Here is a 22,941-nt window from a genome sequence, read left to right on the forward strand (position 1 = left end):
GGCCCACCATGGCCGACGAGAACGACTCCGGCGCCGAGCCCATGCCGGCCCCCTCCCCGCCCGTGACCGCGGCGCCCTCGCCGGCGCCTGAAGCCCGCAAGCGCCGTGAAAATGGCGAACGGGACGACAGCGAGAATACGGTCTCTCCAGTCCTGGAGCGCAGCCCAGAGCCGCCGGCCGCCGCCGGTTCGCCCAGCCCGGCGCAGGACCCCGCGCCCCTGCCGGGCCAAGCCAGGCCCGCCAACGAAAACGAGCCCGAACGGTTCTCCGTCGAACGCGGCGACGTCCCCGACGCTATCAAGCGTCGCTATTATGCTGAGGAGCCGCAGTTCTCGCCCGAAGTGCGCTTCTTCACCGATGCCAAGGGGCAGGAACCCGCGTTCCGGGACGCCGGCGGTAAGCTCGTCGCCCGCGACAATAACCCCGATGTCGTCAAGGACCTGGTCGCCATTGCCGAGCATCGGGGTTGGAAGGCCATTGAAGTCCGTGGCGAAGCCGATTTCCGCCGCGCCGTCTGGCTCGAAGCCCGCATAGCGGGCCTGGAGGTGCGCGGCTACAAACCCGCGGAACGCGACCTTCAGGAGCTTGCGCGCCATCAGGACGCGCGGGACGTCAACGCGCTCGTCCCGGCCAAGGATAGGGCCCAGACGCCAGAGCAAGGCGACTGCTCCAGCCGCGAAACAACTGGAGGGAGCGCCGCGAAGGCCGAGCGCGTCGACTACGACAAGGGTGTGACCGGCAAACTCTCGGAGAGTGGCGAAGCCCCTTACAAGCACCGCTCAGGCCAGGAGCTGACGCCCTTTGTTAGGGTAGAGCAGGCCAATGGCCGCCAGGTCGAGGTTTGGGGCGTCGGCTTGCCGGCCGCCCTGGAGCGCTCCGGCGCCCAGATAGGCGACGAGATCACCTTGCGACGCGATGGCGTCGAAAAGGTCAGCCGGACTTTCGAAGTCAAGGACAAGGCCACCGGCGAGCTCAGCCTTCAGCAGCGCCAGGTGCCGCGCAACCGCTGGACCATTGAAGCCGAACGCTTCAGGGTCGCGACGCTGGCCGAAGCCGCCCGTGACCCGGCCTTGCGCGAAGCACAAAGTCGGCTGGCCGTCGTGGCGGCGGTCGTGAAGCACCGCCACCCTGACCCCGCCGTTCAGGAACGCCTCATCGCCGGGGCCAGGGAAAAGATCGCCGGCCACATCGAAAAGGGCGGGCGCTTCATGCCCGCCGCAATCCGCGAGCCGGAAGCCGCTAAAGAGCGACAGAGTGCAGAGCGCGGGCCGGCCGCAGAAGCGTCCCGCCTCGCCCAGCCGGAAGTGAACAAGGCCGGCCCAGAGCGTACGCGAGGCCGTTAATGCGCAGTCCATTGCGGCCTGTTGGGCCGCCGGAGGGGGAGTTTGTTCATACAAACTCGCGTCAGCCCCACCCCTACGACATGGCGGTCGGCCGTCGCCTTCGCATGGCTCGCAAGGCCCGCAAACTCAGCCAGGGCGCGCTTGCCGAAGGCATCGGGCTCTCCAGCTTCCAGCAGGTTCAGAAGTACGAGCGCGGCTCCAATCGGGTCTCCGCCTCCAAGCTCGCGGAGGCCGCGATCTTTCTAGGGGTGCCGATCAACTATTTCTTCGTCGACGTAGAAGGCCTGCCGATGAGCGCCGCCAGTCCTGCCGATCCGATCGCCGAGGACCTGGCCGGGGATCCACGCGCCATCGCCCTTTTGCAGTCTTGGCGCAGCCTGCCCAGCGTCAAGCGCAACTTCTTCGCTGATCTGATCCGATCGGCCGCGCAGGAGTCCCGCGATGGGTCGTGACCACAGGCTCGCGCCATTCTTATTCGCCGCCAATTTCATCACCACGGCCCGCCTCGCCCGCAGCCGGAACTTCGGCGATGAACTGGTGCTCTCGCACATCTGCTGGGGCCTGGAGCTGATATTGAAGGCCTACCTCCTTGCCAACGGCTGCACCGATGAACACAACCGCCGGGCCCACCGTCACGACCTGATCAAGGCCGGCTTCGCCGCTCAGCGACTCGGCCTCGCTCTCGGCCGGCCCATGGAATGGTTCCTCGTTGACGTGGCGCCCTATGCTCGCCGCCACGCCGTTCCCGAGGCCCTGGCGCGGCGCCCCGGCCTCGTCGGCCGGCATAACGCCCTGGAGTTGGCCGAAGACCTAGTTCGGCGCGTGCGCCGCGAAATGGTCGTGCGCCGCCGCGCTCCCGAAAGACCATCCCCCACCCTGCTCTTCTATGCCGGGTGACGGCTCATGCCGGATCGGCCAGCTGTAGCGAAGCTCCGAGTTTGTACATCCAAACTAGCGGCTGCGACCGCGGCCCTTCTCAGGGCCTGGACGCTCCGGCGCGCCCTCGGGCCGGACCCGCCCGCGCTGGGCCTCTTGGGCCAACCCGCGCGCCATCGCGACCTTTCGGCTGACAGGCGCCGGCATCGCTTTCACGAACGCCTCCACGTCGCGCGCCAGGGCTTTGTCGCGAGGATCGGACGACGCCGACAGCACCTTCGCCGCCTGCCGGTAGGTTGTCCGCACCTCACTTTGCCGCCGGCGCATCTGCTCGTCCCATGGCTGGGGCTTCGCCCCGCCGAGGGCTAGGGCCTCGGCCTCTCGCCGCGCCTCGCGCAACACGCGGGGCTCGTCTTGCCCGGTCCGCTCGAACCGCTCGCGCGCCTTGCGAACCGGCGTCCGCTCGGGCTTCTGTGTGATCCCCCGCGACCGCCTGGGCGTCGCCTCGGCGTCGATCCCGCGTCCACGCAGCTCGCGTGCAAAGCGCTCCCGCCAGTCGGCGAGGTCAGCCTTGCGCGGGTTCAGGCGCTCGCCATTCACCCCCAGAGCCCGAACGCTTAGGTGGATGTGCGGCTGCTCGCCCTTGGCGTCCTGATGGAAGGCGAACACATACGGGAAGGTGTCGCCGAATTCCGCCCGGGCAAACGCGCGGACAGCGTCCGTCATCCGGTCCGGATCAGTCCCGACCGGCATGGAAAGCACGACCGACACCGACATGTTGCTGTTAGCGCGTCGGCGGCTGTCCCCCTCCCCCACCTCCGACCAGTCATCCGCCAGCTCGCGCACAGACGCGCGGCCATGGATCAGCGCTCCGTCCGACTGCTCCAGATCGAGCTCGCCCTTCCGCGAAATATAGTCGAGGTGCGCGCCCAGGTGCTCACCGTCCTTGGTCCGGCCCGTGATCTTGACCATCACCTCCGGCGCCTTTTGCACCACCCGGGCCAGGCGCGCCTTGGCGTCGCCGCCCCCCGATCCCCGCTTTGCGGGTGCGGAAATGACCGGCTCCTTGAGCAGGATCTTCCGGCCGCCTGCGGGCGGCCGCCACAGCCCGTCGAAGCCGCGCACTGTGCGAAAGTCGCTCACGCCTCGCCCTCCCAGTAATCGAGATTGCCACGGAAGGCGCCCTTCAGGCCCCGAACGTGGGCGCGGATCTCGTCCCGGAAAGCTTCGAGCTGGGCGATCTCCGCCTCCAGCACGCTGCCGGGCATTACGGCCGTGTTCAGGGCGCGGGTGATCTGGTTGAGGTTAACACCGATCCGCCGCAACTCCTCCTGCACGGCGTAGAAGGCCAACTCCTCGCGCCGGGCAAAACGCGGCCGGCCAAACAGTCGTCGGCGCAGCAAGGCCAGCACCCATTCCGTGCGCTTGAGGCCATCGGCCTCGGCCGCCTTGTCGAGCGCCGCCTGGTCGTCGGGCTTCAGGCGGACGGTCAACTTCACGGACTGCCCGCGGGTGGAAGGCTCGGAGCTTGGAGCCCCCTCTCCCACCGCTTGGGCGACCAGCTCACGCAAGCGCTTGGAGCGCCCGCCGCCTGCGATCGCATCGAAGCGGGCGGCCAGAGCGTCGGGGAGCTGGAAGGCGAACATGGCCATGAGCGGAGCGTAATTTATAAATATGCCGGCGCAAAGCCTATCCTGCCCTCACACCCCTACAGACTCATCCCATCACAACACACCATCGCACGAGTCGCAGGATCGCCACACCGTAGCTGTAACTATCCCGCTCCGCCGAACACGGGTTGCGAACCGTTCTCAGGTCTCTACGTTGCAGCTGTCGTTTGCAGAGTCCGGAACCAGAACCCTGAAGTTGAGACATGCATGGGATAAGCTAAGGGGCTTCGCCCCTCGCGCACGGGGCGTAAAGTCTCCGCTGCGCTCCGACCGGCCGGGGGGGTATCCCCGACCTTCCTCCCTTCGGTCGTGCAGGCCGGGTGATCCCCCTCCCCCCCGGCCGCGCCCCCCTTGCTACCCCCAGCCTCGCCGGCGGGCAGGGGTGCAGGGCGGGGCCTGCACCCTGCCTCCCACTGAGGACCCTGCCAATACGGGCAAGGGCCGAGCCGGAGACGACCGCCATGCATATTAGCGAACTGGCCCGCCGCGCCAAGCTGACCACCCGCCAAGTGCGCCACTACGAACGCGAGGGACTGATCGGCGCCGCCCGCACCGACAACGGCAGTCGGGACTACCCACCAGAGGCCGCCGCCGTCGCCCGCCGCATAGGCCACCTGGTGGACCTTGGCTTCACCACGGGCGAAATCCATACCTTCATCGATCGAATCTCAGAGCCGGTATCCGACCACGCCGCCCCAGAAGAGCTGGCGCGTCGACGCAAACGGCTCGCGGCCATCGAAGCGACGATTGAAAACCTCCGCGACACGCGCGCCGAGCTTATGGATCTTTTGGTGAGCGAGGACCCGGAGCTCTAGACGTCGAGATAAAGCCGGCGCCCGTCCGGCGTCAGCCACATCAACAACGTGTCGTATTTCCAGCTCAGCAACGCGGCAACGAAGAAGGCCACGCCGTTCACCCAATAGGTAGCCGTGGGAACGTCGGGCTTCAGGAAATAGGCGATGACGAAGAACACCGCGACCATGAACATGTAGGCGCGAAGCAGGAACTTCACGAACGGTCGGCAGAAAAGCATGACGAAAAAGACCACGTGGCGAACCGTCGCCAGGGCTCCGCGAAGGATCGCGCCACCAATGCCGCGTGCGTCCAACTAGTCGCTCCGTGACCTCACCAGCCGCACAGTGCTGACCGGCGTCGGCTCTATGCTGCCGCCATCGTCAAAGGCGATCAACACCGTTTCCGGATCGGGGCCGGCGTCCAGCAAAAGGCGCCCTGGTCGCTTGCCGATCTTCACGTCAAACCCTGCGAGCCTCGCTGCCGTCCCCTTAGCCGAAGACTTCGGCACAGCGTCGGCGCCGCGAGTTTGTATGTCCAAACTTCCGCGTGCGCCCTCGGCCTTGCTGGCGCTGCTGGACGGCTCAGACCGCCCCTTCGCGGGCGAGGGCGACGGGGAGGTCTTGCTGCCTGCCTGGGCCGCCTTTGGGGCCTTCAGCTCGGCCGCCAGCGCGCGGGCCTCCGCCGTCGTGATCTCTGGCCCCTTTGCGCTGACCAGGGCCTCGGTCCGCTTGGCGTCGCGTTTCCAGGCCGTCGACAGTTCATAGAGCGTCCGCACGCCCAGCTTCGGAGCGAGGTTCTGCAGCATTTGCGGCATGTTCTTGACCGCCGCATACATCGACACCTGATCCTTGGGCCGCCCCAGGCGCTCGGCGATCTCCGCCTGGCTGAGCCCCAGGCCCAAGAGGCGCGCCACGGCTGCGGCCATCTCGGCCGTGTTGAGGCCTTCGCGCTGATCGTTCTCGATCACCTGGGCGGCAAGGATATCGGCTTCGCTGGCGTCGCTCGTCGTGATGATCGCCGGAATCTTGTCGAGCCCGGCAAGCTGTGCGGCGCGGAAGCGCCGCGCCCCGAACCGGATCATATAGCCCTTCTCGTCCTTGGGGCGGACCGTGATCGGCTGGAGCACGTTGTGCTTGCGCATCGAGGCCGCCATCTCCTCGATCTCGCGCTTGTCGAAGCTGGTACGCGGATTGGTGGGGTCCTCGTAGAGCTCGCTCAACGCCAGGTCCTTCAGGCGCGCGCCCTCCGGCTCGCCCGAGTCCTCCACCAGCCCGCCGATCAGGGCGGCGAAATTGGTCTCTGCCATGGCGTTCTTCCTCTAGGCGGCGATAGGGGCCGCCATGCGGTCCTTGATGGTGGCCAGGACCGCCCGCAACTCGCGGGCGGCGTCCTGAGCCGCGGATTTCTTGATAGTCCAGACGGGCGCCTTCAGGCTCAAAGCCTCGGCGTAGCCCTGCCGCTGGGTGATCACGCCCTCGAACATCAGCGAGGTTCCGCCCTGGCTGATCAGGGTTTTCAGGTTCTCCCGCTGACGCGGCGAATTGCTGACCAGCCGCGAGGGCAGGAGCCCCAGGAACCCGATGCGCTTGCCGCCGCGCGCCTGATCCTCGACGAGTTTCACCTGCTTGCGCAGCGACCCCACGCCTTGCAGCGAGTAGTCCTCCAAGTCGATGGGCGAAATCACGTAGTCGGTCACCAGCAGGGCCGCGAAGTTGCGTCCCCCCCAGGTCGGCGGGGTGTCGATGACGCAGTAGTCGAATTCGTCGCGCAGCGCTGCGAAACGCTTGGCCATCGCCGGCACGGAGACGTTGAGGCTCTGGTCCACCCCATGCAGCTTCTCGTCGGCGCGAAGCACGGTAATGCCGGGCAGGGCTTCGATCTTGAGGTCGGGCCCGAAGAACAAGGCGCTGCTCTGTCCGCCGCTGCGCTCGGCCGAGAGGGTGTAGGTGGCGTTGCCCTGCGGGTCCAAGTCGATGAACAGCACCCGCGCCGCCCGGTCCTCGGCCAGGAACCACGCCAGATGCACTGCCAGCATGGTCTTGCCGACGCCGCCTTTCTGGTTGTTGACGACGATCGTCCTCACGATCCCTTTCTCCTGCCCGAATGGGCTGGCCTGCGGTCCGCCAGCTCCGCCTCGTCCACCTCGAAACCGGCCGCCTTCAAGGCCCGCAGGACGATGACGCGCAGCGTCACGCCTTCCTTCCCCGCCTTGGCGCGGATCTCCTCCCGCAACCGGGTCGGGACCTTCAAGCTCATCATCGTCTCGCCGGAGTCGTCCTCGTCCACGCTCGTTCCCCGCTGAACCCGTCCGCCCCGCCCGACTCAGGTGGGGGGGCGGACGGGTTCAGCATAGCCAAAACGTAATGATGTTTCAGCCGTCATCGCTGCGGCCCTCCTGATTTTGCCGCCACAGCAGCCAATCGCCTTCGCTGCGCCTGGGCGAGCGGATGTGCCCAACGAGGGCGAAGGCGGCGAAAACAAGGATCACGACCAGCATGACGGGACTCCGGAGCGGGGAGGGGAGGGGCCGCTTACGCGGCCACCTCGACAGGGTCGGGCTGTTGGGACGCGGCGTCCTGGTAGCTTTCCAAGAGGTCAGCGGCGCGCTGGGCGTGGCCGGCGGCCGTGAAGATGAACCGCTTGTCGTCCTTCAGCACCTTCAGCCAGGAGGCGATATAGGCCGCGTGGTCTTCGATATGGGAGGGACGAAGGCCAAGGATGGCGCCAACGAACGCCGCGCCCAGCTCGGCCACGCATTCCTCCTTCGCATACCCTTCGTCCCCCGCGACCTTGCGCCCGAAATCCCGGTCGAGCCGCGAGGAATGGCGGGTCCAGTGGATCAGCTCATGGGCCAGGGTGGCGGCGTGGTGCTCTGCGTCGCTGAAGAGTTCGAACGCGGGCATGTGGATGTCGTCGGTGCTGATCCGGTAGAAGGCGCGGTCGCCTCCGTGATGTACGCGAGCCGGGATGCTGGCGAAGAACCGGTCGGCCGATGCGATCCGCTCAGGCATCGGGGCAGGCGTCACTTCCTTGACCTGGTAGCGCTCCGGAAGCCCGTCGATCTGGTCGACGTTGAACACGGTGTAGGCCTTCAGCCAGCGCCGCACCTTGCCGTCGTCATCGCCGCCGACGTCCACCGCCTCTCCCTTGTCGTTGGCGAACACGCTCTGACCGGCCTTCACGACCTTGGTCCCGCGCTCGCCCTTACGCACCGCCGCGCCCAGCTCGAGCGCCTGTTGAAAGGTCATCCAGTAGGGGGAGGCGAAGCCGCGTTCCTGCGCCGCCACCCACAGCATCAGCACATTGACGCCGCGATAGGGCTCGCCGTTGAAACGCAGCGGGCGAAGACTCCCGCCTCCCGAGCGCCACGGCTGTTCCCATGGCCGGGTTCCGGCTTCCAGCGCCGCCACGATCTTGTCGGTGACATGCTGGTGAACGTCGAACCGCTCGGGCGCCGCTGCGGGCTTGGCCTTGCCGGTCTTGGTCGCCTTGGCCTTGCTGGCCTTGTAGGTTCGGGCTTGGGTCATGGTCTCGGCTCCGTCTCTAGGCAAGAGAATACATCATGATGTTTTTTGATCCATAAGATAATGATGTTTTCTTTGCCTTTGTTTATAAGGGGTTGGCTCGCCGCCAACCCCGGCTAGGCCGGCGCCAATGAGCCGGGGGTAGCAAGCGGGGGGCGCTGGCGGGGGAGGGGGATCGCCCGGCCTGCACAACCGGAGGGAGGAAGGTCGGGGACACCCCCGCCAACGGTCGAAGACTTCACCCCACGGGCGCGAGGGGCGAGGCCCCTTAGCTCGCAAAGCAAAGTCTTGCGGCCCGCAGGGCCGCGCCGCTTCGGCCAGAGTTTGGACGTACAAACCGCCCGGACGGAGCAGGGGGGGGCCGGAGCGCGCACGCCCCGGCCCGGTTGCGACTATTCGGCGGCCATGGGGTGCTCGGCCTCGGCGTCGTCAAGGATCACGGGCTCGTGGTCATCCTCCCATGGCGCCTGATCCTCGGCTTGCTTGTCTTCCGGCTCTTCAGCCACAAGCTCGGGCAGGGCGATGACCGGCCGCAGCATCTCGGGCAGCCACCCCTTGCCCGCCGTCCGCTTCTCGGCCTCTTCCGCCAGGGCCGCCTTCTTGAACCCGGCGATGTTGTCGGCGGCTTGGGTCGTGGACACCTCCGCGACCGCCGCCAGGATGGTGGGCTTGGAGACGCGCGAGAAGAAGCTTTCCGCCGTCGCCTCCCACCAGTCGGCCATGTTGAGGTCTAGGGCGAAGACGAGCGCATCGGCCGCTTGCAGCCGGGCGCTGTCGGGCCAGTCGTTGGGGAACTTCAAGCCGTTGACCAGTTGCGACGACGCATAGGCCAGAAGCTCTAGAAGCTGCTCCTGGCTGCGCTCCAGAAGGAAGGGCCAAAGCGCCCGGCTGCTGGTCGGCAGCAGCAGGCCCATCCGCCCACGCGCCGAGTTCAGCGCCTCGCCTGCCTTGGAGGTGGCGAACCCTTCGCAATGGCGCTGCGGATGGTTGGTCAGGGTGTCCGAAGTCTGCTCGAAGGTGTGCGGCTTGTCGTAGGTAACGCAGCCATAGTGGGCCTGCACGAGGAGCGCATGGGTGACCGCCACCAGGGCCACGTCGGGACGGGTCAGAAGGCTCGCCCGGATCGCCGCTGTGCGATGGGCCGACAGGTCCAGCACCAGCTTGTCGGGCAGGGCGCCTGCCGCCTTCTTGGCTCGCTCCTTGGTGGGATAGGGGTTGCCCCGTTCAGCACTGCCGTCACCCTGGCCTTCGAGTTTGCGCAGGGCCTTGGTGTCCGCCCCCGGCTTGGCGCACCCGCGCTCGATGCGCAGGCTTCCGTCGTGGGCCACGGTGACAAAGACGCCGCTGATCGCCTTCACTTCGCCGCTGTAGTGCTCGCCGCCTGAGCTTTCGAGGACGGATAGCCGCTCCTCGATCTCGTTCACGCGCTCGGCCCCCTCGTCCGTCTCGCCCTCGCCTTCCGCTTCAAGGCGTTCGTATTCCTCGCTCAGCGCCTGGATTTCGGCCTGGGCTTCATCGCTGAGCGGAAGCGGGGTAGGGTAGGCGCGGCCATACTGCTGCGACATGGAATAGTCGAAGGCCAGGGCCACCTCGACCCAAGCCCAGCCCTCGGCGCGGATCGCCTCGGCCTCGGCTTCCAGCTTCTCCGTCGCCAGCGTCTCCAACAGCGCCACGTCGGTAATGAACCCGACATCGTCCGCCTGGGCGAAGAGGTCCTGGCTGACCACGCCGCCCGCTGCGCGGTAGGCGTCCAGCCCGACCAGCTGGGCGAGCGGGTTGTTCTCCGAATTGATCGCACCGCCGACCATCCGGCGCTTGACGTCCCACGGCTGGCGGCTGTGTGTCGGGTATTCGAAGTAAGCCGCTTCCTGCGCCGCGTGATCGTCGTTGAGGGTGAAGGCCGCCATATGGTCCAGGGTCAATTCGTGCTGGCGGAATAGCGCCATGAGGCGAGGGGAGACGGTCGCCAGCTTCAAGCGCCGCTCCACGATGCGCGGCGAGACCGAGAACCGTTCGGCGATCTCCGACACTGTCTTGCCGGTCTGGCTGAGCGCGTGGAAGGCCGCGAACTGGTCGGCGGGATGGGGCGGCACGCGGACGTTGTTCTCCGCAATGCTTTCCTCAAGGGCGCTGGCCTCGTCGTCGCAGAGGGCGCACGGGACCGGGAAGGTGCGCTTGATCGCCTTGCGCTGCGCCAGCACGTTCAGCGCCCGCCAGCGCCGCCCGCCGACGTGGACTTCAAAGAGCCCGGTCGGCTTGCCCGCCTCGTCGCGCTGCTCGGTGACGCGCAGGTTTTGGAGGACGGTCTTGGTGGCGCCGATGTTGGCCACCAGATCGTCAACGAACACCTCGCCTTGGCGCATGTTGCGCGGCGAGAGAACCAGCTTGTTCAGGGGGATTTCACGGAAAGTCATGGTCTTAGCTCCATTGGGTCAGGGTGATGCCCTTGCGCATCACCCCTGCCCGCCGGCGAGGCTGGGGGTAGCAAGTGGGGGGCGGCCGAGGGGGAGGGGGATCACCCGGCCTGCACTGAGCGAAGCGAGGGAAAGTTGGGGAGACCCCCTCGGACGGTCGGAGCGCAGCGGAGACTTCACCCCACGCGCGCGAGGGGCGAAGCCCCTTAGCTCTTCCATTCTTCAAGGTTCATCAGGCGGCCAGGCGCCCGGCGCTCAAGACACCGCTAGCGGCTGCGCGCCACCGGCCCGAGGATCCGCTGCAGGTCCTCATAGGCGCCGTTGAGCAAGGACCAGGAGGGCCCTTCGGAATCGTACGGGGCCGTCAGCCGAAGCACCATCTGCAGCTTGGCGAGCGCATCGGCCAACGTGCGGCAGGGCAGGGCGGCGATCTCCTCGCCCATGGCCTCGTCGGTAGCGAACAGCGCCGGCAGCCTCGCGTCGATGGCGCGCATTTCCTGGGCGCCAACGTCGCCGCGGGCGGCGGCGGACACATAGGCCAGCGACCGGGTCCGGCGCTGCAGGTCGGTCTCGAGAGTTTGCCAGCGCCGGTTCAGCTGGTCGGCCATATCGCGGTTGGTGTTCCATGCCTGGGCTCGGGCCGCGACGCTGCGCGGACCTGGCGCGCCGCCCTGAAGGGCGGGCGCCGCCGAAGCGGCGGCCAGGAACCCGCGACGCGACACCGGAAGGGTGGAAGCAGGGGAGGGGGACTTGGAACCCGTCATCTGGGGGAACTCCATCTACCCGCCCAGAATACATCATGATGTTTTAGCGTCTAGAACATAATAATGTTTTACGCCGTCAGACGTCAGCGAGGAAGGCGGGCTACTCGGTCCGCTTGACCAGGCCGGCGCGCCGAGCCCGCACGCGGGCGAAGAAGCGGTCCTTCACCTGGGCGAAGAGCCCGGGCGGCAACATGCCGTAGGCGGCCGACTCGATGCCCTGACCGGGCGTCGGCCGAAGGTCGGGCCCCGGCCACATGAAGCTGTTGCCTTCGCTGACCACGATCCACGAGCGCTCGCTGTCCAGGCCAAGGCGCGCCTTGGTCGTGGGCGGGAGCTCCACGGCGTCTTCGGGATCGTCGGGGGGCGTGTGGGTGATCGGCAGGACATAGACGGCCGTTCCGCCGTCCTCGTCGTCGATCGCCACGATGATCGCACAGGGACGATCCTTGACGCCCTCCTCACGGCCGGCGGCGTGCTCGCGCTGCCAGAGGTAGGAGTAACGGACGACAAGACCTGGCCGAGGCTCGGGCCAGCTCACGACTTCCAGTCTTCAAGCTCGTTGTCGAGGTGCGCGAACTCGGAGGGGACCTGGGCTTGGGCGATGGCCTCCAGAACCCGGTCGGACAAATCGGCCGACTGGAACACCTGGCGATCGCGCCGCTTCAGCCGCTCGTACTCGGCGGCCGACACCATCACCAGCCGGTCGCGACCGTGCTTGGTGATAGTCACCGGCTCGGCCAGGGCGCGGTCGGCGAGCGAGCTATAGTTCTTGATGAAGTCGGCGGTTGAGACGCGCACGGCGGCCTCCAGTTATCTGAGTTATACATATAACTCCGAAAACGTCAGAACGCCAGTCGTTCTCGAGGGGGCTCAGCGAGGTGCGATCCCGGCCTCCGCCAGGGCGGAACGCAGCTCCTGGGATCGAGCTTCGGCGCGGCGCGCGGCGCGGTCAAGCGCCGGGGGGACGGCCGCCCGGCGTCAGGCGGGCCGGGCGAGCTGGATCAGCTCGCCCGCAGAGCGCGCCAGCGCGCGGCCGTGGGGGGTCTGGTCGGCTCCCGTGCGGGCGATCTGCAGGGCGAGGCCGGAGACGAAGGCGGAGAGGGCAGGGGCCGTCTCCAAGAGCGGTCGGGCGAAGTCGAGGGCCTCGCGCGTCGCCTCGTCGGCCATAGCCGGTGAGCGCAGCGCAGCCGCCAGGATCAGTTCGACGGCCTCCATCTGCCGTTCGGTGAGCGCGTCGGTCATTGCTCGGTCACTCCCTCCATGGGGTCCAGGGCGATCCGGAGCAGGATGTAGATGTCGGCCACCAGCCGCTCCGGATGCGGTTCGGCCGCAGGGTCGGCGAAAAAACCCAGCGCGAGCGCCTCGATCTGCTGGACGGTCTCCAGCAGGGGCGCGGCGTTGGCCATCAGGTCGCGGGCCTCGGCGGCGGCGGCCAGAAACTCCTCGTCGTCGGCGCGCCGGTAAAGGGCGGCCTCGTCGATCTCGCGCAGGAGGACGGCGACGGCGCGGCGGGCGGGGAGGGGATCGCGGGCCATCATGGCCGCGCCGCCTTCGGACGGAAGACCAGACGGCGTACCCGCACGCGGCTGTCGAAGCTGTCGACCAGCACCCAGCGGCCGGTTCTGCCTCGCTCGTAGATGTTGAAGGTCGGGCCGCCGGCCGGGTCCACCCGCAGGCCCTCGAAGGTTCTCCGCATGGCTGCGGCTCCCTGTCTTGAGAGGGGAGAGGCGGCGCCCGACGGGGCGCCGCCGCCTGGGGGTTAGTCAGCGAGCGGGCTGTGGAACTCGATCTCGGCGTTACGGTCCAGGACCACCTCGGCCTGGGTCCGGTCGGTCGCCTCGCCCTCCTTGCGCCACTTTCGGTAGGTCATCCGCCCGGAAAGGGCGACGGTGCGGCCCTTCTTGGCGTTGCGCTCCAGCATCTCCACAAGACCTTCGGAGAAGGCGACAACGCGGTGCCAGGTCGCCTGATCGACCCATTCGCCTGCGCTGTTGCGATAGCCGTCATTAGTGGCGACGGAGAATGACGCCACCTTGGCGCCTTCGTTCGTGGTGCGGATTTCGACGTCGCCGCCGACATGGCCGACAAGGGTGATCCGGTTCATTGAATGCTCCTTCAGGTTCCTAAAACCCCGACACCCGAAGAATACGTCATTATGTTTTCCGAGGCTAGAAGATAATGATGTTTTGCGCCTTAAAATTGTGGGAGTTTGTACGTCCAAACTGGAGGGGCCCCGGGGCCGCCCCGACCCTGCCGGCGGCGGCGACCAGCTGGAACACCTGATCCCAGGCCGGGCCGTCCAGAACCCCACCGGGCGCGCCGCCTTCCAAGTGGTAGGCGGCTCCGGCGGTCGGCTCTTGCTTTTTGGGGAGCCGATCCGTCCGCCGGTCCCCGTGGGTTTCTGGCCTACTCTCGGGCTCAGTATTCAGAGGCGAGCATGATGGTCAGTACGCGGCGGGTCAGTTCCGCGCTCCACTTCAGCGGCGAGTGTTCTTCCCGCTCGGGGTGGAAGTAGTCGATTTTCCAGAACAGACGCCCGCCCCACAAGCTGAAGGCTCCGAAGTCCCGCTCCCCGTAAGTGTCATTGCCCTCGCTGAAGTCGTCGAAGCTCGCCACGGCCTCCAGCAGCTCACGCCGCCGGTCTGGATCGTCGCCCACCAGCGCGGCCACGCCGTGCGTCGTGAACCAGGCGGCGTTAACCCGTTGCGGGTCGGTCCTGGCGAGGTCGTTCAGGCGCGCCGTTTCGGCCGCGCGCTCGTCGTCAGATTGGAACATTGCCGGTCTCCTTGGGGCTGATGCGTCGCGCATCGCCCCTGCCCGCCGGCGAGGCTGGGGGTAGCAGAGGCAGGAGCCGGGCCGGGGAGGGGGATCACCCGGCCTGCACGACCGCGGGGAGGAAGGTTGGGGAAACCCCGGCGCGGCTCTTGCCGGCGCGAGGGGCGAAGCCCCTTAGCCTCTCTCGCAACTGTCCCGGTTCCCAATGCCCCGACAGTCAGAGGCTGACCGAGCCATACGGCCGAGCTACACTCACGCGGGGTGCTGTTGGGGCGCGCGCGGTCCCGTTGATCGCGCGCCGACTACTAGGTGTAGGGACGCGCAATAGTGAACGGCTCGACGCGAGATTCATGACGCCTTTCGACGCACATTAGCTGAGACGTTCGCCGCTCCGGGGCGCACATTGTGTGAGACTGAGATCACAATGATTGAGACCGACGCGCACTATTTGAGACCGACCCACGGTCGGTGAGACGCGTCTCAGAGCGGGAGGCATTGCGGGTGATCGCCATGGCGTGTGCGACGATCCTCCGCAATCCGACGACCGCTGCGCGCCGGATATCTGAACTGGATCGGTCGGAACGAGTATCACCTCGAAACGCACGTAAACGCCGGGGCGAGCGCCTTTGCAAGAGACGTAGCGCCTTGTCCGAGTGTCCCCGTGAAGCCTTAGGGGCAGGGCCAGGCTTCGCGGAATGCCAGACTGACCCCGGCGAGCATCGGCAGATCCGCAGCCTGCGGGGATCGGCGCGCCCATCCCGTGTAGAGGGGCGCCAGATCCTCCACCCGGTAGGAGACAGCACAGGTCCCGGCCTTGTGCCCTCCTGCGCCGAAAGCCTGCAGCGTGTCGGCGGCGGCCATGAGGTAGCCGGCGCACCAGCTCCGAGGGTCTGAGCCATTGACCTCGCAAACGGCCTGGAGCCCCGCCACAGTCATGGTGAGCGGTGGCCCGTTCGGGCCTACCCCCTGCAACGCTGTCGGCTCACGATCCTTGCCCGCCACGGCCCAAGTCACTCCGCTGGAGAGCGCGGCGGCCAAGACCGCCGTCGCCGCCATGCCGGCCCAGGTCCTCATGGCTTGGCGGCCTTGACGTGATCCAGCGCCGACCGAAGCCCGCGCCCGAGCATCAGCGCGTCGTCGTTCGCCCAGAAATGCATGAAGAACAGTCGCGGCTCGTCGTCCAGCATGTGGTTGTGGAGCGCGGTGACCTCTATGCCGTTCGCCCGAAGCGCCCGGATCACCGGGTTCACTTCGTCGGACGTCAGGACGAAGTCACCGGTGATGGCGGCCTTGCCGCCGCCGGTGGGCTGGAAGTTGATGACCGTGGCCGAGCCCATGGCTTCGGGCACCACAGCGCCGGCTTCCCGAACCGGCTCCGCGCGCGGAACACTGAACTGGTAGATGCCGCCCGTGGCCTTGCCCTTGTAGCCCAGCGTGCGGTCAAGGCCGGCCGTGTCGATCGCGGGAGCGGGCGTAGCGGGCGCGACCGTGGATGCCGCCCCCATCGGGGTCTTGCTTTGCGTGATCGCCTTCTGCAGCGCCGCGGCAAGCTTCACCGGATCTCCGTGACCACCTACGTGCATGTACATCGTGGCCGGCGAGGACCGCAGAAGGTGGTTGTGGAGCGCGGTCACTTCGAGGCCGTTTTCGACGAGAACCTTCATGACCGGGTTCACCTCCTCGTGCGTGAGAACCAGGTCGCCCATGACCATGGCGTGGTCGCCCATGTCCTGGAACGCAAGCCAGGATCCGAGCGCCAGCGCAGGCCTGATCGGCACCCCGTCCAGGGTCACCTTGAGATCGGTCCGCGGCATCCCGACTCGATAGACTCCGCCGGGCTGCACAGCGCCCTCTTTGCCCAGTGCGCGGCCCACGGCGGCCCAGTCAGGGGCCGCGCTCGCGGCTTGGCCAAAAAAGGCGCCGGCGACGAGCGTCAGCGTCAGCGTAATTCGCTTCATAGATATTCTCCTCGTTCGCCGCAGCGCCCGTGCGCTGCGGCTCATCAACACGGTTTCGACAGTCAACAACTTGTTGGGCCGGCTATGGGGACGTGGGCGTCCAGACTGGCGTCTGACCCCGCGGGGGGGCTTTGCTCACCCATAGGCGAACCAGCCCGCCGCCCCGGCGGCGAAGATCACGGCCACGATGTTGAGCTTGCTCTTCCAAAGATAAAGGATGGCAAGCGCGCCAGCAAAGATGACCAGGGCTGGCCAGAGCACCGGGACCCGTTCCGCCGTCGCCTGCCCGAGCTGCAGCGTCGTTGCGGCGATCAGGCCCACCACGCCGGCAGCGACGCCCTCCAGGAGCGCGTGCAGCTGCTTGACCTCCAGGACGGCTTCCAGACGATCGTAGAGGATCAGCGAGAACGCAAAGGCGGGCAGGAAAATCCCGGCGGTCATGGCTAGGGCGCCAATCGGGCCGCCGCCGACGTAGCCCACGAAGGTGGAGAAGATGATCAACGGCGCCGGCAGGATGCCCGAGAGCGCCAGACCGTCGAGGAACTGACCGTCGGTCATCCAACCCCGCCCCACCGCGTCGTTCCGGAGAAACGGGATGGCCGTGTACGCTCCGCCGAACGTCAGCAACCCGGCTTTGAGACCGGAGAGGAAGAGAGCCACCGGACCAGCCGATGCGCCGACGGCTTGCACATCGCCCGGTTGAACGCCCGGCGACCACCAGATGACGGCGGTCGCTAGGGCGACCCCGATGAACGCGCACACGAGCGCCAGAGATTGCCGACCCGATGCAGCAAGCGCATAGACCACCCCGGCGATGGGCAGCACGACCCAAAAGCTCGCGCCTAGGAGCGATGCCAACCCGACGCCGAGGGCCAGGCCCCAGAGCCACCGGTCGTTCAGCACATGTTCGCCGATCCGGTGCACCGCTCGCACGATCATGGCGACGACGCCCACCTGCACGCCGAGGAAGGCGGCGCCGAGCGCAGACGACTGGATGTCCATCGCGAAGTAGAGCCAGGACAAGGCGAACATCAGCAGGAAGCCGGGAAGCATGAACGCCAGCCCCGCGAGCATGCCTCCGAGCCGGCCCTTGGCGCGCATGCCAAGGTGAACACAGAGCTCATGGGCCTCTGGCCCAGGGAGAACCTGCATGACAGCGAGCAGGCGATTGAAGCGCGCGCTGGAAATCCAGCGTTCCTCCTCGACCAGTTCCTTCCGTAGCATCGCGATCTGGGCCACCGGCCCGCCCCAGGCCATCAGCCCGAATCGCAGGAAGCGTAAGAACAGCTGCGGATAGCTCAGCGCCGGCGGCTGCGGCTCGGCAGCCATATCGAGTTCGGCAGACGCGGTCATGCCATCACTCCGCTGTGGCTCAGATCGCACGCGCGATTGCGTGGCCGCGCTGAAGGATGGCTCGCGAAATCGCCCAAGCAAGGCGGACCGACCCGGCTTTCGCGGTGACGTTCGCTTGCTAGGAAAAAAGAAGCCCACGCGGGCTCGACGCACAAACCGAAATCCAAGGCACACGCTCCCCTGCGCGCGCCTTACGCGCACGCTCCAAGGAGCGGATCTTGGACGACCGGGCCGTCTAACCGGGCGATCCGCGATGGCCCGGTGGGCGATAGCTACCGCCTTGCAAGCGCGATTGGAAGGGCCTGCTCGTCCAATTGGCGCCGCGCAGCCCGTCAGGGCCACAGCCGCTCACGATTCGACATCGATGCGTATCAGGCGACGGCGCGGGCGAAGCGCGCGTTGTCGCCTCCCCAGGAGAACGCCTTCATGTAGGCGTCGACGTGAGCTCCCCGTAGTCCATGTGATAGGCGTGCTCGTACATGTCCAAAGCAAGCAGCGGCCGGCCATCGGCGATTTGGGTGTGGTCGGAGGCCCACTGATGGACAAGCCGCTGGTCGCGCTCGCTCCAGGCCAGCAGAACCCAGCCGGAACCGCCGCCGAGCGCCTTGCCCATGCCGGCGAACTCCGCCGCCCAGCTATCGTGGCTTCCGAAGTCACGTTCGATGGCGCTCGCGAGCGGTGCGACCGGCGCGCCACGTTCGCCGAGCCTTCGAAATGCACCTCGTGCAGGACCATGGAGTTCCAGGCGAACAGTTCCTCGCGCAGCTCAACGAAATCGCAGCAACAATTGCCCTGGCCTTTCAGCGCCGCGCGAAACCAGAGACGTCATTGAGACGCTAATCACGCCAATGGGCTCGCCCGCGTCACCCCCCAGGAAAACGGCCGGTTTCCTGACGGTCGCCGCAATTGGCCCAGGAGTGATCCTGCGCCACCAGAAAACCCGTTGCGGAAATGATCGCAAGCTTGCACCCTCCGATCTGTCTTTTCTGACGGAGCGGCCGGGTGCTGGTGGGTTACGTTCGCGTGTCCAAAGCCGACGGGAGCCAGACGTTGGCGCCGCAGCGTGACGCCATGGCCGCAGCCGGCGTCGAACCTGACCGCATCTATGAGGATTTGGCCTCCGGCCGGCGTGATGATCGGCCGGGACTGGCGGCCTGCCTCAAGGCGCTCCAGCCTGGCAATACCTTGGTGCTCTGGAAACTCGACCGGCTCGGCCGAGATCTCCGCCACCTGGTCAACACTGTCGATGAGTTGCGGACGCGCGGGGTGGGCCTGAAGGTCATCGCCGGAGCTGGCGCGCAGATCGATACGACGACGGCCAACGGCCGCTTGGCGTTCGGCATCTTTGCGGCCTTCGCCGAGTTTGAGCGCGAGCTGATCTCAGAACGGACCAACGCAGGCCTGGCCGCAGCGCGGGCCAGGGGACGTATGGGCGGCCGACCTCGCAAGATGGACCGGGCGACGTTGATGATGGCCATGGCGGCGATGGCTGACCGCGAGGCCAAAGCCACGGAGGTGGCCCGCCGCCTGGGTCTGACCACCACGACCCTCTATGTTTACGTCAACGGCGATGGAACGCCCAAGGCGGCGGGCCAGGCCCTACTCGATGCGCCAGCGGCAGTTCGGCCGCGCCAGCTTCAAGTGGCTGGCTGATGGCGCCGAGCACCAGCGTCCCCGTTGAGGCGCTGGTGATGCTCCGTCGGCGTCTGGCCGCCTTGCCGGCCAAACACCCTGATCGTCAGCAACTCTTGCTCTCCACCGGCACGCTCTACGGCGTCAGCCGGGCTACGCTGTATCGTCTGCTCCGTGGGGGCGGCCATCCCCGCCATGCACATCGCGCCGACCGTGGCCGGCCGCGGGTCTTGTCGGGCGCCGAAGTCGAAGGTTGGTGCGAGATCATCGCGGCGATGAAGGTGCGAACCACCAACCGAAAAGGGCGACATCTCTCAACGGTCCGCATTCTCGAATTACTAGAGAAGCATGGGGTCGAGACCCCGGACGGCCTGCAGAAGCTTCCACCTGGCAAGCTGACCGCTTCGACCATCAACCGTCACATGCGTCGCCTCGGCTACGACAACGAGCGGATGACCCGGCCGCCGCCAGCAGTGCGGTTTCAAGCCGAGCAGTCGAACGCGTTGTGGCATTTCGACATGAGCCCTTCGGAGCTGAAGCAACTCGCCGTCCCGCCCTGGATCGATCCTGATCGGAACGGCGCGCCGACGCTGATGTTGTTCAGCGTGGTCGATGACCGCTCCGGCGTCGCCTATCAGGAATATCGTTGTGTCTATGGCGAGGACGCTGAATCGGCGCTGCGTTTCTTGTTCAACGCCATGTCGGCCAAGCCGGACGAGGCCAATCCATTCCAGGGCGTCCCCACGACGCTCTATCTCGACAATGGCCCGGTCGCGAAATCCGGGGTGTTTCAGCGCGTGATGGAGAGCCTCAACATCGAGGCGATAATCCACATGCCAGCCGGTAGCGATGGCCGGCGGACCACAGCCCGGGCCAAGGGCAAGGTCGAGCGGCCGTTCAGGACCGTGAAGGACGCCCACGAAACGCTTTATCACTTCCATCAGCCCGAAACCGAGGAAGAGGCCAACCGCTGGCTCGCCCGCTATATCGCCACCTACAACAGCGGCGATCATCGATCCGAGCCGCACAGCCGCCTTCATGACTGGCTCGGCAATCTGCCGCCCGATGGCGTGCGCCAGATGTGCGCTTGGGAGCGGTTTTGCACCTTCGCCCGTGAACCCGAACGACGCGCGGTCGGCATCGACTGCCGGATCACGGTGGCCGGCGTCACCTATGAGGTCGATCCTGACCTGGCGGGCGAGACCGTTGTCGTCTGGTGGGGCCTCTTCGATCAGGAGCTATTCGTCGAACAGGGCGAGGAGCGCTTCGGACCCTACACCCCGGTCGGTGGCCCGATCCCCCTTCATCGCTATCGAAAACATCGCAAGGGTCGTCGCGAGGTTCGCGCCGACAAGGTCGGAGAGCTGGCGGCGCAGCTCAAGCTCCCGCGTTCGGCGCTGAGCGGCGAAGACGATGTGGTGATGATCGGCGTTCAACAGGATTCGGCCGCGCTTCCATCCAGACCGTTCCGCGACCCCGACCCCTTCCACGAGTTGGCCTTTCCGAGCGTTCTGGCGGCCCGGCGGGCCATCGCTGACGAAGTGCGCTTCCCGCTGGCCAAGCTGTCCGATGACGACCGCCGCTTTGTCGATGACCTGCTTCGCCGGACGCTGGCTAGGCCGGAGATTTTGGCGGCGATACGCGAGCGATTTCCCCAAGGGCGCCGAGGAGGGCTCTACGGATGCTGACCGAAGTGATGGAATATTACGGCCTCGAACGATCGCCGGTCGATGTCGAATTCTTCGAGACTGATCACCACGCTCAGATCTCGCGCGACCTGCGCACAGCGATCATGAGCGGTCGGCTGATCGCGCTCACCGCCGTCATCGGGTCCGGCAAGACGGTGCTATCGCGTCAGCTTCGGACCGAACTTGAGCGTGAAGGGCGGGTCATCGTCTCCAGGTCCCTGACGGTGGACAAGGTGAAGATCACGGTTCCCCTGCTGATCTCCGCACTGTTCTACGATCTGTCGTCGGACAAGGCCGTCGTCATTTCCCGCCAGAGTGAACGACGTGAGCGCGACCTTCAGGAACTGTTTCGCAAGGCCAAGAAGCCAGTGGCCCTATTCATCGACGACGCCCACGCCTTGCACCCCAAGACGCTGACCGCGCTCAAACGTCTCATCGAACTCGTCGTGGAAGGCGGCGGACAACTCTCCGTCGTTCTGGTCGGCCACCCCAAGCTCAAAAATGACCTGCGGCGGCCCAGCATGGAAGAGGTCGGCGACCGGACGACTGTTTTCGAGTTCGGAGGGTTGCGCGAACGGCAGCGTGACTTTCTCGACTGGACCCTCAAGAGTTCCCTCCACTCCGACGCCCAACCTGAAGACGTCATCACAGAGGAAGCCGCCACTTTGCTTGCGGTGCGTCTGAAGACGCCGTTGCAGCTCAGCAGTTCGCTGGTGCGGGTGTTCGAGGCCGGTTTCGAGGCTGGCGTGAAGCCGATCGACAAGGCGATCGTCGAGACCGTCTTGTCGCGCCGCGCCGACGATCTAGAGCCGCAGTTGACGCGGCACGGCTACGATCTCAAGTCTCTCGCGGAATTGTTCGACGCCAAGCCGGCAGAGATCCGGCAGTTGTTCCGCGGCGGGCTCGATCCCGCCCGCTCGACGGAGTTGATGGAGGAGATGCGCGCCGCGGGCCTGCCGCTCTGAAGCGTCTCATCGACCGTGCGTCGGTCTCAAATAGCGCGCGTCGGTCTCAACCATTGTGGTTTCAGTCTCACACAATGTGCGCCGAGTAGGCACAGACGTCTCAGCTAATATGCGTCGAAACACGCCTTGTATCTCGCGTCGAGCCGTTCACTATTGCGCGCCGCTACAACTAGGTCTCGAAGGGGGCGTTGCGGGGCAGGCTGTGCTAAAACTAACCGCCAATTGGCAGGATGCTCCGCTTGCCAGCCGACGCGCTGGACTTACCTGATTAATACCTTCGTGAGGACCGTACTCCCCGCAACAGAAGCGCCGCCCCATCACGGCCGATTCGCTTAGCCCCGCTTGCCCTGCGGCATCCTGTCCCGGCACGCCTCACGTCCCCGCATCTTCACGGGTCAGTAACGCCTTTCGCGACACGCTGTTGTTGTAAGGCTCCGGCCTAAGCCGGGATTGTGCTCGGCAATTCACAACGTCGCTCTAGGCTTCCAATGTATCCGGTGTATCGGCCGTTCGGAGCTGGAGCCCATAGAGTAGAGATAAAGGTAGGCTTATGGCGACTCCCACGGTGAACGTCCTTGTATCTGACGCGGCTCTGGCTGCCGGGGAGACATCCCTGGTCACCTTCACCTTCTCGGAAGCCGTACTCGACTTCACCAACGCCGACCTAACGGTGGCCAACGGAACCCTCAGCGCGGTGTCCTCGGCCGACGGCGGGATCACCTGGACCGCCACACTGACGCCGACCGCGGCGATCACCGACACCACCAACGTCATCACGGTCGACAACACCGGTGTCACGGACAGCATCGGCACGCCGGGTGTGGGCACGACCGACTCCAACAACTACGCCGTCGACACCGCTCGCCCGACCGCGGCGATCGCCGTGGCCGACACCGCCCTGGCGGCGGGCGAGACTTCGGGGGTGACCATCACCTTCTCCGAGGCGGTCACCGGCTTCACCAACGCCGACCTGACCATCGCCAATGGAACCCTCAGCGCCGTCTCCTCGGCCGATGGCGGGATCACCTGGACCGCGACCCTCACCCCTACCGCGGACATCACCGACACCACCAACGTCATCACCCTCGCCAACACAGGCGTCGCCGACGCCGCCGGCAACGCCGGAACCGGCACGACCGACTCCAACAACTACGCCGTCGACACCGCTCGCCCGACCGCGGCGA

29 protein-coding genes are annotated in these 22,941 nt (G+C 66.6%); 8 read left to right on the forward strand and 21 right to left on the reverse strand.

Going from position 1 to position 22,941, the window contains the following annotated elements; translation table 11 throughout:
- The first annotated feature begins 8 nt into the window (after positions 1-8).
- The 3 genes from ACODSY_RS24445 to ACODSY_RS24455 all read left to right on the forward strand — a co-directional run bounded on the left by ACODSY_RS24445 (position 9) and on the right by ACODSY_RS24455 (position 2,240).
- Positions 9-1,343 (forward strand): LPD7 domain-containing protein, encoded by a 1,335-nt coding sequence (locus tag ACODSY_RS24445; protein WP_488954515.1) that lies wholly within the window; start codon positions 9-11, stop codon positions 1,341-1,343.
- Positions 1,344-1,423: 80 nt separating this feature from the next.
- A complete protein-coding gene (locus ACODSY_RS24450) occupies positions 1,424-1,795 on the forward strand; it encodes a helix-turn-helix domain-containing protein (protein WP_488954537.1) in 372 nt (123 codons plus the stop codon).
- Entirely contained in the window at positions 1,785-2,240 is a 456-nt protein-coding gene (locus ACODSY_RS24455) for a hypothetical protein (protein WP_488954516.1), read from the forward strand. The genes ACODSY_RS24450 and ACODSY_RS24455 overlap by 11 nt, the downstream gene beginning before the upstream one ends.
- A 54-nt stretch (positions 2,241-2,294) precedes the next feature.
- Here the strand turns inward: ACODSY_RS24455 and ACODSY_RS24460 are convergent, their stop codons facing one another.
- Positions 2,295-3,344: a relaxase/mobilization nuclease domain-containing protein gene (locus tag ACODSY_RS24460; protein WP_488954517.1), complete on the reverse strand. Its 1,050-nt coding sequence runs from the start codon at positions 3,342-3,344 to the stop codon at positions 2,295-2,297.
- Between the two features lie 14 nt (positions 3,345-3,358).
- A complete protein-coding gene (mobC, locus tag ACODSY_RS24465) occupies positions 3,359-3,871 on the reverse strand; it encodes a plasmid mobilization relaxosome protein MobC (RefSeq protein ID WP_488954518.1) in 513 nt (170 codons plus the stop codon).
- A 479-nt stretch (positions 3,872-4,350) separates the two neighbouring features.
- Here mobC and ACODSY_RS24470 point away from each other — a divergent pair, with 479 nt between their 5' ends.
- The gene (locus ACODSY_RS24470) at positions 4,351-4,704 is read left to right on the forward strand and encodes a MerR family transcriptional regulator (RefSeq protein WP_488954519.1); all 354 of its coding nucleotides are present in this window, start codon (positions 4,351-4,353) and stop codon (positions 4,702-4,704) included.
- On the opposite strand, the gene ACODSY_RS24475 is transcribed toward ACODSY_RS24470, so the two are convergent.
- From ACODSY_RS24475 to ACODSY_RS24565, 19 genes are all read right to left on the reverse strand, one after another.
- Positions 4,701-4,997 carry a hypothetical protein gene (locus ACODSY_RS24475; protein WP_488954520.1) on the reverse strand — a complete coding sequence of 99 codons (297 nt, stop codon included), beginning with the start codon at positions 4,995-4,997 and terminating at the stop codon, positions 4,701-4,703. The genes ACODSY_RS24470 and ACODSY_RS24475 overlap by 4 nt on opposite strands.
- Positions 4,998-5,990 (reverse strand): ParB/RepB/Spo0J family partition protein, encoded by a 993-nt coding sequence (locus ACODSY_RS24480; RefSeq protein WP_488954521.1) that lies wholly within the window; start codon positions 5,988-5,990, stop codon positions 4,998-5,000.
- Positions 5,991-6,002: 12 nt separating this feature from the next.
- Positions 6,003-6,767 carry a ParA family protein gene (locus ACODSY_RS24485; RefSeq protein ID WP_488954522.1) on the reverse strand — a complete coding sequence of 255 codons (765 nt, stop codon included), beginning with the start codon at positions 6,765-6,767 and terminating at the stop codon, positions 6,003-6,005.
- Entirely contained in the window at positions 6,764-6,970 is a 207-nt protein-coding gene (locus ACODSY_RS24490; RefSeq protein WP_488954523.1) for a hypothetical protein, read from the reverse strand. Before ACODSY_RS24490 ends, ACODSY_RS24485 begins: the two co-directional genes overlap by 4 nt.
- 85 nt (positions 6,971-7,055) lie before the next feature.
- On the reverse strand, positions 7,056-7,181 hold the full coding sequence (locus ACODSY_RS24495; RefSeq protein ID WP_488954524.1) for a hypothetical protein: 126 nt from the start codon (positions 7,179-7,181) through the stop codon (positions 7,056-7,058).
- A 34-nt stretch (positions 7,182-7,215) separates the two neighbouring features.
- Positions 7,216-8,211, reverse strand: coding sequence for an ArdC family protein (locus ACODSY_RS24500; protein ID WP_488954525.1), 996 nt, complete (start codon positions 8,209-8,211; stop codon positions 7,216-7,218).
- Positions 8,212-8,600: 389 nt separating this feature from the next.
- On the reverse strand, positions 8,601-10,622 hold the full coding sequence (locus tag ACODSY_RS24505) for a ParB/RepB/Spo0J family partition protein (protein ID WP_488954526.1): 2,022 nt from the start codon (positions 10,620-10,622) through the stop codon (positions 8,601-8,603).
- A gap of 266 nt (positions 10,623-10,888) precedes the next feature.
- Positions 10,889-11,386, reverse strand: a complete 498-nt coding sequence (locus ACODSY_RS24510; protein ID WP_488954527.1) for a hypothetical protein — start codon at positions 11,384-11,386, stop codon at positions 10,889-10,891.
- A 100-nt stretch (positions 11,387-11,486) separates the two neighbouring features.
- Positions 11,487-11,924, reverse strand: coding sequence for a growth inhibitor PemK (locus tag ACODSY_RS24515; RefSeq protein WP_488954528.1), 438 nt, complete (start codon positions 11,922-11,924; stop codon positions 11,487-11,489).
- Positions 11,921-12,184, reverse strand: a complete 264-nt coding sequence (locus ACODSY_RS24520) for a type II toxin-antitoxin system Phd/YefM family antitoxin (RefSeq protein ID WP_488954529.1) — start codon at positions 12,182-12,184, stop codon at positions 11,921-11,923. Before ACODSY_RS24520 ends, ACODSY_RS24515 begins: the two co-directional genes overlap by 4 nt.
- A gap of 180 nt (positions 12,185-12,364) precedes the next feature.
- Positions 12,365-12,628: a hypothetical protein gene (locus tag ACODSY_RS24525; protein ID WP_488954530.1), complete on the reverse strand. Its 264-nt coding sequence runs from the start codon at positions 12,626-12,628 to the stop codon at positions 12,365-12,367.
- Positions 12,625-12,921: a hypothetical protein gene (locus ACODSY_RS24530; RefSeq protein WP_488954531.1), complete on the reverse strand. Its 297-nt coding sequence runs from the start codon at positions 12,919-12,921 to the stop codon at positions 12,625-12,627. Before ACODSY_RS24530 ends, ACODSY_RS24525 begins: the two co-directional genes overlap by 4 nt.
- On the reverse strand, positions 12,921-13,082 hold the full coding sequence (locus tag ACODSY_RS24535) for a hypothetical protein (RefSeq protein ID WP_488954532.1): 162 nt from the start codon (positions 13,080-13,082) through the stop codon (positions 12,921-12,923). The genes ACODSY_RS24530 and ACODSY_RS24535 overlap by 1 nt, the downstream gene beginning before the upstream one ends.
- Before the next feature lie 63 nt (positions 13,083-13,145).
- A complete protein-coding gene (locus ACODSY_RS24540; protein WP_488954533.1) occupies positions 13,146-13,490 on the reverse strand; it encodes a single-stranded DNA-binding protein in 345 nt (114 codons plus the stop codon).
- Positions 13,491-13,804: 314 nt separating this feature from the next.
- Positions 13,805-14,161 (reverse strand): DUF3768 domain-containing protein, encoded by a 357-nt coding sequence (locus ACODSY_RS24545; RefSeq protein WP_488954534.1) that lies wholly within the window; start codon positions 14,159-14,161, stop codon positions 13,805-13,807.
- 669 nt (positions 14,162-14,830) lie between these two features.
- Positions 14,831-15,022 (reverse strand): hypothetical protein, encoded by a 192-nt coding sequence (locus ACODSY_RS24550; protein ID WP_137803289.1) that lies wholly within the window; start codon positions 15,020-15,022, stop codon positions 14,831-14,833.
- A gap of 209 nt (positions 15,023-15,231) precedes the next feature.
- Positions 15,232-16,188, reverse strand: a complete 957-nt coding sequence (locus ACODSY_RS24555) for a DUF1259 domain-containing protein (protein WP_488954535.1) — start codon at positions 16,186-16,188, stop codon at positions 15,232-15,234.
- 66 nt (positions 16,189-16,254) lie between these two features.
- Positions 16,255-17,472: a chromate efflux transporter gene (gene chrA, locus ACODSY_RS24560; protein WP_171012804.1), complete on the reverse strand. Its 1,218-nt coding sequence runs from the start codon at positions 17,470-17,472 to the stop codon at positions 16,255-16,257.
- 424 nt (positions 17,473-17,896) lie between these two features.
- Complete coding sequence (locus tag ACODSY_RS24565) at positions 17,897-18,217, reverse strand: Fe-Mn family superoxide dismutase (protein WP_205686844.1); 321 nt, start codon at positions 18,215-18,217, stop codon at positions 17,897-17,899.
- 257 nt (positions 18,218-18,474) lie between these two features.
- Here ACODSY_RS24565 and ACODSY_RS24570 point away from each other — a divergent pair, with 257 nt between their 5' ends.
- The 4 genes from ACODSY_RS24570 to ACODSY_RS24585 all read left to right on the forward strand — a co-directional run.
- Positions 18,475-19,125 carry a recombinase family protein gene (locus tag ACODSY_RS24570; protein ID WP_101711775.1) on the forward strand — a complete coding sequence of 217 codons (651 nt, stop codon included), beginning with the start codon at positions 18,475-18,477 and terminating at the stop codon, positions 19,123-19,125.
- Positions 19,125-20,792: a DDE-type integrase/transposase/recombinase gene (locus tag ACODSY_RS24575; protein WP_137803287.1), complete on the forward strand. Its 1,668-nt coding sequence runs from the start codon at positions 19,125-19,127 to the stop codon at positions 20,790-20,792. The genes ACODSY_RS24570 and ACODSY_RS24575 overlap by 1 nt, the downstream gene beginning before the upstream one ends.
- Positions 20,786-21,757, forward strand: a complete 972-nt coding sequence (locus tag ACODSY_RS24580; RefSeq protein ID WP_101711777.1) for an ExeA family protein — start codon at positions 20,786-20,788, stop codon at positions 21,755-21,757. The genes ACODSY_RS24575 and ACODSY_RS24580 overlap by 7 nt, the downstream gene beginning before the upstream one ends.
- Positions 21,758-22,307: 550 nt before the next feature.
- Positions 22,308-22,941: Ig-like domain-containing protein (locus ACODSY_RS24585; RefSeq protein ID WP_488954536.1), on the forward strand; the 634-nt coding region annotated here is incomplete at its 3' end.

It is taken from the genome of Phenylobacterium sp. FG114, assembly GCF_057809855.1.

Excerpts from the sequence above, each read along its gene's own strand:
- ACODSY_RS24445 (WP_488954515.1), top strand. The coding sequence starts at position 9 with ATGGCCGACGAGAACGACTCCGGCGCCGAGCCCATGCCGGCCCCCTCC.
- ACODSY_RS24450 (WP_488954537.1), top strand. The coding sequence starts at position 1,424 with ATGGCGGTCGGCCGTCGCCTTCGCATGGCTCGCAAGGCCCGCAAACTC.
- ACODSY_RS24455 (WP_488954516.1), top strand. The coding sequence starts at position 1,785 with ATGGGTCGTGACCACAGGCTCGCGCCATTCTTATTCGCCGCCAATTTC.
- mobC (WP_488954518.1), bottom strand. The coding sequence starts at position 3,871 with ATGGCCATGTTCGCCTTCCAGCTCCCCGACGCTCTGGCCGCCCGCTTC.
- ACODSY_RS24470 (WP_488954519.1), top strand. The coding sequence starts at position 4,351 with ATGCATATTAGCGAACTGGCCCGCCGCGCCAAGCTGACCACCCGCCAA.
- ACODSY_RS24480 (WP_488954521.1), bottom strand. The coding sequence starts at position 5,990 with ATGGCAGAGACCAATTTCGCCGCCCTGATCGGCGGGCTGGTGGAGGAC.
- ACODSY_RS24495 (WP_488954524.1), bottom strand. The coding sequence starts at position 7,181 with ATGCTGGTCGTGATCCTTGTTTTCGCCGCCTTCGCCCTCGTTGGGCAC.
- ACODSY_RS24500 (WP_488954525.1), bottom strand. The coding sequence starts at position 8,211 with ATGACCCAAGCCCGAACCTACAAGGCCAGCAAGGCCAAGGCGACCAAG.
- ACODSY_RS24505 (WP_488954526.1), bottom strand. The coding sequence starts at position 10,622 with ATGACTTTCCGTGAAATCCCCCTGAACAAGCTGGTTCTCTCGCCGCGC.
- ACODSY_RS24510 (WP_488954527.1), bottom strand. The coding sequence starts at position 11,386 with ATGACGGGTTCCAAGTCCCCCTCCCCTGCTTCCACCCTTCCGGTGTCG.
- ACODSY_RS24525 (WP_488954530.1), bottom strand. The coding sequence starts at position 12,628 with ATGACCGACGCGCTCACCGAACGGCAGATGGAGGCCGTCGAACTGATC.
- ACODSY_RS24530 (WP_488954531.1), bottom strand. The coding sequence starts at position 12,921 with ATGGCCCGCGATCCCCTCCCCGCCCGCCGCGCCGTCGCCGTCCTCCTG.
- ACODSY_RS24535 (WP_488954532.1), bottom strand. The coding sequence starts at position 13,082 with ATGCGGAGAACCTTCGAGGGCCTGCGGGTGGACCCGGCCGGCGGCCCG.
- ACODSY_RS24540 (WP_488954533.1), bottom strand. The coding sequence starts at position 13,490 with ATGAACCGGATCACCCTTGTCGGCCATGTCGGCGGCGACGTCGAAATC.
- ACODSY_RS24545 (WP_488954534.1), bottom strand. The coding sequence starts at position 14,161 with ATGTTCCAATCTGACGACGAGCGCGCGGCCGAAACGGCGCGCCTGAAC.
- ACODSY_RS24550 (WP_137803289.1), bottom strand. The coding sequence starts at position 15,022 with ATGGCCGCCGCCGACACGCTGCAGGCTTTCGGCGCAGGAGGGCACAAG.
- chrA (WP_171012804.1), bottom strand. The coding sequence starts at position 17,472 with ATGACCGCGTCTGCCGAACTCGATATGGCTGCCGAGCCGCAGCCGCCG.
- ACODSY_RS24575 (WP_137803287.1), top strand. The coding sequence starts at position 19,125 with ATGGCGCCGAGCACCAGCGTCCCCGTTGAGGCGCTGGTGATGCTCCGT.
- ACODSY_RS24580 (WP_101711777.1), top strand. The coding sequence starts at position 20,786 with ATGCTGACCGAAGTGATGGAATATTACGGCCTCGAACGATCGCCGGTC.